Annotated in this window: 9 protein-coding genes; 2 read left to right on the forward strand and 7 right to left on the reverse strand. The window is 73.7% G+C overall.

Annotated elements, in window-relative coordinates:
* The 7 genes from VF092_21345 to VF092_21375 all read right to left on the reverse strand — a co-directional run.
* Positions 1-197, reverse strand: a 197-nt coding sequence (locus tag VF092_21345) for a hypothetical protein (protein HEX6749852.1), incomplete at its 3' end; no start/stop codon positions are given.
* Positions 197-1,105 carry an ABC transporter ATP-binding protein gene (locus tag VF092_21350; GenBank protein HEX6749853.1) on the reverse strand — a complete coding sequence of 303 codons (909 nt, stop codon included), beginning with the start codon at positions 1,103-1,105 and terminating at the stop codon, positions 197-199. The genes VF092_21345 and VF092_21350, both read right to left, overlap by 1 nt.
* A 210-nt stretch (positions 1,106-1,315) precedes the next feature.
* Positions 1,316-2,710 carry a permease prefix domain 1-containing protein gene (locus tag VF092_21355; protein ID HEX6749854.1) on the reverse strand — a complete coding sequence of 465 codons (1,395 nt, stop codon included), beginning with the start codon at positions 2,708-2,710 and terminating at the stop codon, positions 1,316-1,318.
* A gap of 2 nt (positions 2,711-2,712) precedes the next feature.
* Positions 2,713-3,087, reverse strand: a complete 375-nt coding sequence (locus VF092_21360; protein HEX6749855.1) for a helix-turn-helix transcriptional regulator — start codon at positions 3,085-3,087, stop codon at positions 2,713-2,715.
* Positions 3,088-3,428: 341 nt separating this feature from the next.
* Entirely contained in the window at positions 3,429-4,796 is a 1,368-nt protein-coding gene (locus tag VF092_21365) for a sigma-54 dependent transcriptional regulator (protein ID HEX6749856.1), read from the reverse strand.
* 424 nt (positions 4,797-5,220) lie between these two features.
* Positions 5,221-6,048 (reverse strand): hypothetical protein, encoded by an 828-nt coding sequence (locus VF092_21370; protein HEX6749857.1) that lies wholly within the window; start codon positions 6,046-6,048, stop codon positions 5,221-5,223.
* A 65-nt stretch (positions 6,049-6,113) separates the two neighbouring features.
* On the reverse strand, positions 6,114-7,031 hold the full coding sequence (locus VF092_21375; GenBank protein ID HEX6749858.1) for a hypothetical protein: 918 nt from the start codon (positions 7,029-7,031) through the stop codon (positions 6,114-6,116).
* Between the two features lie 452 nt (positions 7,032-7,483).
* On the opposite strand from VF092_21375, the gene VF092_21380 reads away from it, so the two are divergent.
* Both VF092_21380 and VF092_21385 read left to right on the forward strand, forming a co-directional pair.
* Complete coding sequence (locus VF092_21380) at positions 7,484-10,645, forward strand: BTAD domain-containing putative transcriptional regulator (GenBank protein HEX6749859.1); 3,162 nt, start codon at positions 7,484-7,486, stop codon at positions 10,643-10,645.
* 211 nt (positions 10,646-10,856) lie between these two features.
* Positions 10,857-12,935: an FUSC family protein gene (locus tag VF092_21385; GenBank protein ID HEX6749860.1), complete on the forward strand. Its 2,079-nt coding sequence runs from the start codon at positions 10,857-10,859 to the stop codon at positions 12,933-12,935.
* The last annotated feature ends 213 nt before the right edge of the window (positions 12,936-13,148 follow it).

Genomic DNA, 13,148 nt, shown 5'->3' on the forward strand with positions numbered 1-13,148 from the left:
GCGCTCACCAGCATCCCGAGCCCGCCCAGCACGGCCGAGATGTTCGTGACCGCGTCGGGGGAGTTGAGGAGCTGCGAGGCGCCGTCGATCGCGTGCGGCATCAGGAACGGCACGAGCAGCAGGACGGCGGCGTAGACCCACGTGGCCGGCCGCCGCAGCGCGTACGCCAGCTCGAAGCGGAAGACCTCGCCGACCATCACGAGGCCGCCTCCGCCTGCGCGCCGGCACGGGCCCCGAGGACTCCGTTCATCACGCTGAAGTAGACGTCCTCCAGGTCCGGCTCGGCGGGCTCGAAGCCGGGGCCGGGCGCCGCCTCGCTGTGGACGTGCACGAGCGTGCGTCCGCCCAGGAGCCGAGTCGAGATCACCGCGTGCGCCCGCTCCACCTCGGCCAGCGCGCTCTTCTCGATCACCCGGCGCCAGATCCTCCCCCGCATCGCCTCGATCGCCGCGAGCGGCTCCGCCTCGAGCAGGATCTCGCCGCGGTCGATGATCGCCATCCGCGTGCACAGCTCGGAGACGTCCTCCACGATGTGGGTGGAGAGGATCACCGCGCTGTTCTCGCCCAGCTCGCTCAGCAGGTTCAGGAAGCGCACGCGCTCGGCCGGGTCCAGCCCCGCCGTGGGCTCGTCCACGATCAGCAGCCGGGGGTTGCCCAGCAGCGCCACCGCCACCCCGAAACGCTGCTTCATCCCCCCCGAATAGCCGCCCAGCTTCTGCCCGCGCACCTCCCACAGGTTCGTCTGCCGCAGCAGCGCGTCCACCACCTCCCTGCGCGTCCGGCGCTCGGCGATCCCCTTGAGCAGCGCGAAGTGGTCGAGCAGGTCCTCCGCGCTGACCTTGGGATACACCCCGAACTCCTGCGGCAGGTATCCCAGCGTCCTGCGCACCTCGTCCTTCTGGCCCACCACGTCGATGTCGCCCAGGCGGATGCTCCCTTCGTCGGGCTCCTGCAGCGTGGCCAGGATGCGCATCAGCGTGGACTTGCCGGCGCCGTTGGGGCCGAGCAGGCCGTACATCCCCACCGGGATCGTGAGGCTCACGTCCTTCAGCGCCTGCACGCCGTTGGCGTAGGTCTTGGAGACGCCGTCGATCTTCAATTCCATGATTGCGTGACGGTGGTGGACGAACGGGGAGACGAGGTCGGCGGACGCAACCGCAATCGATTGTGCATTCTGATCGGATGTCATTCCGAGCGGCGCCGCTGCTCCGAACCTTCAATCGCGCTGATGCCAGGCGGCGCCCGAGGAATCTGTGACATGCGTCCGAGCAACAGGCGGCCTGTGGCTCGGGAGCCATTCCCGTCCGCCACCGGTTCAGCGGAATCCGAAGATCAGCGGGAAGACGAACGCGACGACCGCCGCCCACCCGGCGAGGACGTAGAGGTAGGTCGTCTGCCAGTCGAGCAGGCGCGAGAAGGCGACGCGACCCCGGAGGAAGCGCGCGTACAGGAAGGCGGAGCCGGCCAGGTTCACCAGCAGGACCACGTTCTCGCCCAGCGCCGCGACCCGGTTGGGCGTGAACCCGAAGTCCGAGATGCGCGTCCCCACCGCCCACAGCGCCAGGAGGTCCACCAGCAGGGCGGTTCCCACCAGCGTCAGCTGGACCCAGTCGTTCAGCGCGGGGCGGGCGAGGTGGTCGCGCGCGGAGAACGAGTAGAGGAGGAGCGCGAAGACCACCACCAGCAGGAGGTCGAAGGCGATGAGGATCTCCCGCGCCGGGTCGATCCCCTGGCCCGTCGCCACCATCGTGGCCATGAAGCCGAGCAGGAGCAGGGCGAAGAGCGGCGAGAAGATCCGGGTCAGCACGGGCGCCATGTTCTCGATGACGCTCTGCTTCGCCTCCACCAGCCAGGTGGCGACGACGGTGGCGCCCGCGAAGCCGGCGGGCACGATCCATTCGCCCACCAGCATTTCCGCGTCGATGCCGATCGCCTGGAAGAGGGCGTGCGTCGTCCCGATCAGCACGCCCCCGCCCAGCGCGATCAGCACGAAGTAGATGAACAGCTCGCCCGTGAAGCGGACGAAGTCCATCCGCCTCTCGTTCCCCCGCCAGCGCCCGCCGACGTAGGCCACGCCCACGCACAACCAGAGCGCGATGGGCAGGTGGATCACGGTGAGGATCAGCGTGTCGGCCTCGGGCGACGTCGTGAAGGGGAACGCGTTCACGGCGGCGGCCGCCACCGCGAACGCGGCGGCGAGCCACATCCGGACCGGGCCCGAGAGCGGACGCTCCCACGCGAAGTACGCGACGATGAACGGGAGGGTGAAGAAAGCGAGGTTGAGCGGATAGAACGTCTCGTCGCCGAAGCCGATCCCGAAGAGCGCCGGGAGCTTGATGGCCACCCCGGCCGCCACGGCCAGGGCCAGCGCCACCCACATCTTTCGCGAGCCGTACGCCGCCGCCGGCTCCGCGCCGGCGTCCGGGCCGTCTCCCGAGAGGACGAGCTGCTTCCAGAGACGCTCCGAATGCTCCCGGGCGAACTCGCGCGTCAGGGCGTCGATCGCCCCCATCCGCTTGACCGCCACCAGGAACGCCTCGTCGGCGGAGAGCCCGTCGGCGCGCAGCGAGGCGATCTGCTCGCGCAGGTGGTCTTCCAGCTCCGCAGCGTCGGAGCCGGTGATCGTCCGGCTCCGGCGCAGGTGCGCCCGCCACGCCTCGATCTGCTGCTCCAGGGCGTCCGCCGCCGCGTCGTCGGGATTCGGGTTCATGCTCAGCCGCGCTGGGGAAAGAAGATGAGGTGCGGAGGGATGGACGCCATCAGTGCCGGCCAGACGTTCCGCAGCGCCTGGTCCACCGTACGCCACTGGCGCCGCTCCTCGGCCAGCTGCTGGCGGCCGGCCTCGGTGACGCGGTAGTACTTCCGCCGCCGCCCCGACTCCGCCTGGTCCCAGCGAGCCTCGACCAGCCCGGAGCGTTCCAGCCGGTGCAGCACCGGGTAGAGCATCCCGTCCGTCCATTCCAGCTCGCCGCCGGACAGCTCGCGCACCCGCTTCAGGATGGCGTAGCCGTAGCTGTCCCCCTCGGCCAGGATCGCCAGCACCAGCGGGGTCGACGAGGCCGCGACGAGGTCCTTGTTGATGCTCATCGGACCCGCGCGCTGCATGTGAGCCGGGGGGCGTTCACCGCGGCGGTGCGAGGCCGCGCATACATAGAGCCGGGATACATAGGACTACAATGTATCGTGGATGACGTACACGTCAAGTACTCTGCGATACAAAGCCGAGCCACGCAACACGTCCGCACAGGAATGTCATTCCGAAGGCGCTCGCCGCCCTGTCGTCCCCGAAAGAAGACTCACACGGAGGGAACGGAGGAAACGGAGGACCTATTTCGTCTTTTCTCCGTTACCTCCGTTCCCTCCGTTCCCTCCGTGTGAGACATGCTGTTGGCTGATTGGGGATGCACCCCCAATCGACCGGAATGGCATCACGATTCCTCCATCTCCTCCGTCTCGCCGGACTGGTAGGCGGCCAGCAGCCGGTCCAGCCGCGGCCGCGAGATGCCGAGGATGCGCGCCGCGCGGCTCTTGTTGCCGCGCGTGTGGGCAAGCACCCGCTCCACGTGCCGCTGCTGCGCCTGCGCCAGCGTCCCCAGCGGATCGCCGCCGTCCTCCTCGTCGTCCGCGGCGGCGAGCGAGGGGGCCAGGGAGAAGCCTTCGGGCGAGAGCGCGGAACCGCGCGCCACCACCGCCGCGCGCAGGATGGCGTTCTCCATCTCGCGCACGTTGCCGGGCCAGTCGTGCTCCTGCAGCATCCGCATCACCGTTGGCGAGATGACGGAGACGTCCTTCCCCAGCTCGCGCGCGGCGCGGGCCAGCAGGTGCTCGGCGAGGACGGGGATGTCTTCCTTGCGCTCGCGCAGCGGCGGGATGCGGATCTCCACCACGCGCAGGCGGAAGTACAGGTCCTCGCGGAACTTCCCCTGCCGCACCAGCTCCTCGATGGGGCGATGGGTGGCCGCGACCACGCGCGCCTGCGTCTTCCGCGCGCGCTCGCCGCCCACGGGGTGGAACTCCTTCTCCTGGATCACCCGCAGCAGCTTGGCCTGGAACGCCGGGCTGGTGTCGCCGATCTCGTCCAGGAAGATGGTGCCGCTCCCCGCCAACTCGAACTTGCCGCGCCGGTCGGCCACCGCGCCGGTGAACGCGCCCTTCACGTGGCCGAACAGCTCGGACTCGAGCAGCGACTCGGCCAGCGCGGTGCAGTTGATCGCGACGAACGGCTCCGCCGCCCAGGGGCTGTACTCGTGGATCGCGCGGGCGACCAGCTCCTTCCCCGTCCCCGTCTCGCCGCGGATCAGCACGGGGGTGCGCGTGGACGACAGCATCCCGATCAGCTTGTAGATCTCGATCATCTGCGGCGAGCGCCCCACGCCGTAGCGCAGCGTGTCGGCCGCGCGGCCGTCGCCGGTCTTCGCGCGCGAGCGGGCGGCGCGGTCGCGCAGGCACCGGGCGACCAGGAGATCGAGCTGCTCGAGGTCGACGGGCTTCACCAGGAAGTCGTACGCGCCGCCGCGGATGGCGCCGATGGTGGTGCCCATGTCCTCGTAGCCCGTCATCACGATCACGTCGGTGTCGGGCATGCCGGCGTTGACCTTCTCCAGCAGCTCCAGCCCCGTCATCCCGTCCATGTGCACGTCGGTGACGAGCACGTCGGGGCGGAACTCGTGCAGCTGCGAGAGCGCGGACTCGGCGCTCCCGGCGGTGCGCACCTCGAAGCCGGCGCGGCGGAAGTGGACCTCGAGCGCCACCGAGGCGGCGGGCTCGTCGTCCACGATCATGATCCTGCGGCTCACGGCATCATCGCGGGTTGTGGAAGCATCTTCGCGTGGATCGTATCGTCGAACTGCAACGGAAAACTGCAACTGCGGATTCGGGCGTGTCCCCCGCTGCGCGGGGGCCGGGCTGCGCGCGCCGTAGGCCACGGTACTACTGTGGCCAACGGCGCCGGGCCCCCGCCGCGCCGGCCATCCCCGCGGACGCCGGCGACGGCTCGCGCGCGGCGGTGTCCCGGCCCTCCGGGCGCGCATCCCTCACGCAGACGCTCGTCGCCGCGCTGTGTTCTCCCCTCCCCTGCGCAGCGGGGGAGGGGCCGAGGGAGGGGGCCAGCCGGGGCGGGTACGATGCCCGGCGAAGCGCACGGATGCCTGTCCGGCTACCCCTCCCGGTACGGGCCCGGTACGGGAGGGGTGGCGAGCCTAGGCGAGCCGGGGAGGGCGCCTACCGCCGCGACGGGTGCGGCGGGCCGGGAGGCGGCCCCGGAGGCGGCCCGTGCGGCGGTCCGGGGATCTGGCCCGGCGGCGGCGGGTTGCCCACCGGGCCGCCGTCGCCCGTTCCCTGGAACTGGCAGCATCCCGACGCGCAGGCCATCCACGCGTACGACAGCCCGGTCTGCAGCAGCCGCTCGACGTCCCACACCACCCCGGGGCCGCCGCCGGACGCCGCTGCGCCACCGGGCCGCATCGCCCCCGTGGCGAGGAAGGTCTGCCGCCACTGCGCCGCCGGCGGGCGCACGGTGGAGTCGGGGTGCTCCTCGTAGGTGAACTGCCACCCCGCCGTCACGCTCTCGTAGATCACCCGCGTGCGGCCGCCGGGCGTCTGGAACAGCGCGATCCCCGTGTCGCCCTTCACCATCAGGTACACCTGCTGGTTGGCGTTGCGCGTGCCGAACCCGATCGACGCCGGCTTGGCGCCGGTGGACCAGGTCACCAGCCCCAGGATGCGCAGGCTGTCCTGCTCCGCCATGGCTTTCGTCAGGCAGTTCACGCCCTTCGCCGCCCAGATGGTCATGTCGGCCGGGCCGCACCCCTGCCCCCGGCAGGGCACCACCGGCCGGGCGTCGCCCACGGGAAACATCACCCCGTAGTCGATCAGGAACCGGGTCACCTGCGACCACGGCTGCCCGTTGGCGGCGGTGAAGTAGCTGGGCGGCACCGCGGGCGGCGGCGTGCACGGCACCTGCGCGGCGGCCGCTGCGGGCGCCGCGGCGGCGGCCACCAGCGCCAGCCCGCGCCGGAGCCGGTGGGAAACGCGCTTTCCGGAACGCATGGGACTTCGTCTCCTGGACTGAAAGGGCGGGGTACCCGGCCGGCCCGGTGCCGGCCGGGGTCACGCTACCGGCGCGGCGGCGCCGGGGGAGGACCCGGAGGAGGACCTGAAGGCGGGCCCGGAGGAGGACCTGGAGGCGGGCCCGGAGGTCCGGGCGGCGGCGGGAGCGGCCCTTGCGGCCCCTTGGGCCCGGGCTTGGGGGGACCGTCGCCGGTGCCCTGGAACTGGCAGCACCCCGACGCGCATGCCATCCACCCGTACTGCAGCGTGACGAGATCCTGCGAGCGATTGCCGCTGTCCGGCACCGCCGGGCCGGCGGCCGCGGACGCGCCCGCGGCCGGACCGAGCAGCTGCTCCACCGTGGTGTCGCGCCACCGCGCCGCCGGGCCGGCCGGCACCCGCACGCTGTCCGCGTGCGTGTGGGCGGTGGTGTCGTAGGCGAACCGCCATCCCGGCGCGGTGCCCACCGGCTGCCGCGCGAACGCCGTCACGCTCCCGCTGCGATAGAGCGCGTACACGGTGTCGCTGCGCACCAGCAGGAACACGGTGCTGTCGGAGTTGTCGGGGCCGAACCCGTACGCGGGGAGGAGGCCCGGTCCCTGTCGCGTGACCCGCCCCACGATCCTGAGCTGGCGCTCGAAGTCCGCCGGCATCAGGCAGTTCGCCCTGTGCTCCGACTGGATCCAGAGCGTCTTCGGCGTGCAGCTCTGGAAGGACCCGTTGCAGAGCGTCACCACCGCGGTATCGGAGACGCCTTCGTCGAACGCCACCCCCGCGCTCGCGAAATAGGCCTCCACCCCGCTCCACGGCTGGTTTCCGCCGATGCCGAAGTACCGCGAGGTGTCCACCGCCGGCGTGGTCTCGCACTGCACCGCGTTCGCTTCGGCGGCGCGGGCGCCCGCCCGCCGGTCGGAAGCCGGCGCGCACGCCAGCAGGATCGCCGCGGGGACCAGCGCCGTCCGCCATCGTGCCGTTCGTCGCATTGTCGCCTCCATTGATGAAGGACCCGGTATGGCTCCGGAGCGGCTCCGGAGCAGTCGCGGCGCGGCGGTGCCGGGCCGCGGTCATTTCGTTCTCGTAAAGGGGATGGAGGAGATCGGGGTGATTGGTTCGGCCCCCAAACTACTCCCCCCGCCGTCGCGCACAAGAAATCCTGTTTCCCCTCCGCGCCTCTCCCGCCGATCCCTCGCCGCACCAGCCGTCCGGGACGATGGACCCGGCGGAATCCCCGGAAAACGGCGACGGGACCGATCCCCGTCTCCACCGTTCGGCGTGTCCCGATCCCGTCGTGGCAGGGGCGGCGGAGGCGCGCGAACCTGGTACACGGTGGCGCATCAGGACTGCCGCGGGCCTTGCATCCGCCGCCCGTGCCCCCCACTATGCGTTTCCCGGCTCAACCAGTTTTCCCCGCGCTATCACCCCCCGCGAATCCGCCGTGTTTTCGCTGAAGCTGCTGGGCTGCGCCGCGCTCGAGAACGACGGCGTCCCGGTCACCGGCCGCGCCGTGCACCGGCGGCGGCTGGCGCTGCTGGCGGTGCTGGCGGCGGCGCGCGGGCGGATGGTGGGGCGCGAGCGGGTGATCGGGTACCTGTGGCCCGAGCATTCGGGCGACGCCGCGCGCCACCTCCTTTCCGAGTCCCTCTACATCCTCCGCAAGGCGCTGGGCGACGAGGCCTTCCTCTCCGCCGGCGACGAGCTGGCGCTGGACCTGTCGGTGGTGCGGAGCGACGTCGCCGACTTCCACCGCGCGCTCGAGGACGACAATCCCGAGCGCGCGGTGGCGCTTTATGCCGGGCCCTTCCTGGACGGCTTCTACGTGGCCGACGCGCCCGACTTCGAGCGCTGGGCCGAGCAGGAGCGCGACCGGCTGGCGCGCGCCCAGGCCCGCGCGCTCGAGGCGCTGGCCGAGGCGGCCGAGGCCGAGGCGCAGCCGCTGCGCGCGGCGGAGTGGTGGAAGCGGCTGGCGCGCGAGGACCCGTACAGCTCGCGCATCGCGCTGCGGGTGATGCAGGCGCTGGAGGCGGGGGGAGAGCGGGCGGCCGCCGTGCGCCACGCCTCGGTGCACGCCGCGCTGGTGCGCAGCGAGCTGGGCGCCGAGCCCGACGCCGAGATCGAGGCGTTCGCCCGGCGCCTGCGCGACGCCCCGCGCCCCGCCCCCGCGCCGCCGCCCGTCGCCGAGCCGGCGCCCGCGCTCGCGGCCGCATCGGCGGGAGAGGGGGCGACGGCGGTGCTCGAGGCGCCGCCCGCGGTCGCGGCCGAGCCGGCCGTATCCCCCTCCCCCGCGCCGCGGCGGGAGGAGACGGTCGTTCCCACGCGCCCCCGACCGCGCCTCACCCGGCTGCGCATCGCGGCGATCGTCGGGATGGTCGCGGCGATCGTGCTCGTCTCCCTCTTCCTCTACCAGCGCGCGTCGAGGGAGCAGGGCGACGCGTCGCTCTTCATCGTCCTCCCCTTCAAGCAGGGGAGCGGGCCGGGGGCGAGCGCGCTCTCGCCCGACCAGGCCGAGCTGCTGGTGTACGACGCGCTCTCGCGGTGGCGCGACGTGCGCGTGGTGGACGCCCAGCGCGCGCGCGACCTGATGGCGCGCCGCGGCACGCCGTCGACGCTCGACCAGGCGCGCCGCATCGCCGCCGACGCGGGCGCGGGGCGGCTGCTGTGGGGCGAGATCACCCCGCTGGGCGACAGCGTGGCGGTGCGCGCGGCGCTGTACGACCTGTCCGACGGGGGCTCGCTGGCGCAGCGCACCGTGCGCGTGGGCCGCGACCTGCACGGCGTGTCGCAGCGCATCGGCGACCTGGTGGCCGCGCTGGTGGGGCGCGGCGGCTCGAGCGGCGAGGCGGCGGGGACCAACTCGCTGGCGGCGTGGCAGGCGTACCAGCGCGGGCGCACGGCGCTGGCCAACTGGGACCTGGACCGCGCGCGCGACGAGCTGGGGCGCGCCGTGGTGCTGGACCCCGGCTTCGCGCGGGCGCACCTGTGGCTGGCGCAGGCGCAGGAGTGGAGCGGCCCGGGGGTGGTGCCGCGGGTGGAGTGGCGCGGCCACGCGGCCAGCGCGCTCTCCGACTCCATCCGCCTCTCGCCGCGCGAGCGCGAGCTGGGGTGGGCGCTCTCGCTCCTCGGCGACCGCCGCTTTCCCGAGGCCTGCGCCGCCTACCGGGCCATGGTGGCGCGCGACTCGACCGACTTCACCGGCTGGTACGGGCTGGGCGACTGCCAGAACAACGACCGGGTGGTGGTGCGCGACCCCGCCAGCCCGTCGGGGTGGCGCTTCCGCAGCAGCGCCAACGCCGCGCTGATGGCCTACGCCCGCGCGCTGCGCACGGTGCCCAGCGCGCTGCAGGCGTTCCGCGGCTCGGGGTTCAAGCGCCTGCAGGAGCTGCTGCAGACCAGCGGCTTCGTGCGCCCCGGCATCGCCACCGGCCCCGCTCCGGGCGACACCCTGCTCTTCGCGGCGTACGCGGCGCTGGAGGGCGACACCATCGTGTACGTCCCCTGGCCGCGCGAGGACGTGGCCGCGCTGAAGAAGGAGACCATCCCCCCCACGCGCGGGCTGGCCGACACGCACAACCGCGGGCTGCTGGTGGACGTGCTGAAGGAGTGGACGCGCGCCTTCCCGCGCAGCGCCGACGCGCACGAGGCGCTGGCGCGCGGGCTCGAGGAGGCGGGGCAGATCCGCGCCGTGCGGCAGGGGGCGCCCTCGGCGTTCAGCGAGATCGCCCTGGCGCGGGGTCTGGCCGAAGACCGCGAGCAGCGGCTGCGGCTGGCCGTGGCGCAGGTGCGGCTGGACCTGCGCGTGGGCGACTTCGCGCGGGCCCGGGCGCGCGCCGACTCGGTGTTCGCGCGGTGGCCCGAGCCGGGGCCGCGCGACGCGCTGGCGATGGCGCCGCTGGCGGTGCTCACCGGCCGCGCCGGGCGGGCGGGCTCGCTGCTGCGCACCGCCGCGCCCGAGCGCGGATGGTTCTTCACCCCGCGCGGCGATTCGGTCGAGATCGCCGTGCCCGTGGCCGAGGCGCAGGCCGACGTGCTGGCCGCCGCGGCGCTGGGGACGCGCGCCGAGGTGCGGCAGGCCGAGGCGCGGCTGCAGCAGCTGCTGGCCGCCTGGGTCGACGCGCCGCGGGTGGGCGCGGCGCGCTCGGCGCTGCTGAACGGGCCGCGGCGCCTGGCCGGCGCGTACGGCATCGCGCCCGAGGCGCCGCTGGCCGACGCCGACTACATGGTCGAGATGCAGCAGATGGTGGCCGCCGGCGACGCGGCCGGCGTGCGCGCGCGGATGGCCGCCATGCGCGAGGCGCTGGGCACGCGCCGCCCGGGCGACATGGACCTGTCGTTCGTCTTCCCGCAGGCCGCGCTGCGCCTGGCGCTGGGCGACGCCGCCGGCGCCCAGGAGGAGCTCGACCGCACGTTGCTGACGCTGCAGGCGCTCCCCTACAAGGTGCTCGACACGCCGGAAGAGGCGGGCGGGCTGGTGGGGATCATTCGCCAGCGCATCCAGCTCGCCACCGCCACGGGCGACACCCGCACCGCGGCCTACTGGCGCAACGCGCTCTCCACCCTCTGGGCCAACGCCGATCCCGCGCTGAAGACGACGGTGCGCTAGTCTGACATTCCAAATTTCACACAGAGGACACAGAGGATAAAGAGAGGCACAGAGGACTGCGGTGAGTTCTCTGTGCCTCTCTGTACCCTCTGTGTCCTCTGTGTGATTGTTTTTCAGGATTGCCGTTCCTCGCGACTGCGGTTGCGGCACAGGGTGATGGATCGGATCATCAGGAGCTTTCCTGACTGAGTCCTGACGCGATCGACGTTTCGTGACGGAGATACAGAACCCCGAACCACACGTCGCGGCGCCGCGGCTGCGCGGCACCGCGCGCGAGCTGGCGCGCTTCGCCGGGCGGCCGAACCTGGCGGCGGGGCTGCGCGCGGCGGTGGCCACCGTGCTGCCGATGGCCGTCGCCGGCGCGCTGCACGTGGACGGTGCGTCGTGGCTGGGGCTGGCCGGCTTCTCCGTGGCGATCGGAGACAAGGGCGGCGCCTACGTCACCCGCGCGCGGACGATGGGCGCGCTGACGCTGGCCATCGCCGTCGCGGGCGTCCTGGGCGGGCTGGCGGGCGAGCGGCCGGGGATCGCGGTGCCGGTGGTGTTCGCGTGGGCGTTCGCGGGCGCGCTGCTGCGGGCGTTCGGCGCGGCGCCCACCTCGGTCGGCATCTCGTCGACCATCACCTTCGTCATCGCGCTGGCGGCGCCGGCGGCGGGGGTGGGAGATGCGCTCGGGCGCGGCGGGCTGCTGCTGGTGGGCGGCGCGCTGGCGCTGGCGCTCTCGCTCTTCCTCTGGCCCATCCGCGCCTATCGCCCCGCGCGCCTGGCGCTGGCCGCCTGCTACCGTGCGCTGGCCGGCTACGCCGACGCGGTGGCCGCCGCCGCGCCGCGCGACTTCGGCGCGTTCCGCACCGCGCTCGAAGCCGCGCGCGACACGCTGGCCGCCACGCGCCGCGGCCGCCCCGGCGAGACCGGGCGCGGCGAGCGGCTGCTGATGCTGGCCGAGGCCGCCGACCGCACCTTCGCGGCGACGGCGGCGCTCGGCGGCGCGACCGACGTCACCCCCGCCGATCCCGCCGACGAGGCGGCGCTGGCGCGGGCGAGAGAGGCCGCCGCGGCCGCCGCCGTCCTCGCGCGCGATCTGGCCGACGCGGTGGAGCGCGAGCGCACGCCGGGCGATCCTCCGCCCTTCCCCGTCGCCACCGAGCCGGAGACGGAGACGCTGGCCGGGCGCCTGGCCGCGTCGCTCCGGCGCGAGGCCATGCGCGCGTGGGAGGCGGCCGCGGGGGTGGAGAGCGGCCGCCCCGTCCGTCTCCCCGAGTCCCCGCCCGCCGATCCCGGCCCGCCGGTCGGCGAGGTGCTGCGCGAGAACCTGACGCTGCGCTCGGTCACCCTGCGGCACGCGCTGCGGGTGGGCGTGACCGCCGCGGCGGCGACGGCGCTGGCGCACGTGCTGGGCGTGGAGCGCGGCTACTGGGTGACGCTGACGGCGCTCATCGTCCTGCAGCCGTCCGCGGGCGCCACGTGGGTGAAGGGGCTGCAGCGGATCGGGGGGACGATGGCCGGCGGCATCGCGGCGGCGGGGATCGGCGCGCTGGTGCACGATCCCCGCGCGCTGCTGCTCGTCACCTTCGTCCTCGCCTGCGCCACCGCGTCGATGCTGCAGGTGAACTACGCACTGTATTCGGCGCTGCTGACGCCCACCTTCGTGCTGCTGGCCGAGGCCGCCGCGCCCGACCGGCACCTGCCGATGGTGCGCATCGCCAACACGCTGATCGGCGGGGCGCTGGCGCTGGTGGCGGCGCGGCTGCTCTGGCCCGCGCCCGAGCGCCTCGCCTTCCGCGGGCGCCTGGCCGAGGCGGTGCGCGCCTGCGCCGCGTATGTCCGCGTGGCCGCGCGGCGCCATGCGGGCGGGGCCACGCGCGCCGAGGCCGACGCGGCACGGCGCGCGACGGGCCTCTCCGTGCTGAACGCGGAGGAGTCGCTGCAGGTGGTGCTGTGGGAGGGGCGCGCGGGGCACGCGCCCGAGGCGGGGATGGCCGCGCTCGCCTACCTCCGCCGCCTAGGCGAGGCCGCGAACGCGCTGGCCTACGCCCCCGCCGCCCCCGACGGCGCAGGAGACGCCGTCGTCTCCTTCGGCGCGGAGGCCGGCGACGCGCTCGACGGCCTGGCCGCGGCGATCGAGACGGAGGGCCGGCAGGTGCGGATCGCCGAGCTCGACGTGCCGCCCACCCCCGACCCGGCGGTGGCCCAGCGGCTGGCCGTCGTCTCCGACGTCGTGGTCGCGCTCGAACGCGTGCTCGCGCGCGGAATCCTGGAGATCGAGAGCCAGCGCACGGAGCAAGCGTGAGAGGGTGTCGCTGAACCTGCGGACACCCCGTCGGGTGTCATCCTGAGGGCGCGGAGCACCGAAATCGCGTTCAACCGAATCCCTGCGCGCCCGAAGGATCTTGCAGGGGCGGACCGGATGTCTGCCCGGAGAAGCCGGAATCTCCCGCGGAGCCGAGTAGATCCTTCGGCCTGCAAACGCTTGCACAGACGCTGATTACGGTCTGGCCGGCCT

This window comes from Longimicrobium sp. (assembly GCA_036377595.1).
GTDB lineage: Bacteria > Gemmatimonadota > Gemmatimonadetes > Longimicrobiales > Longimicrobiaceae > Longimicrobium.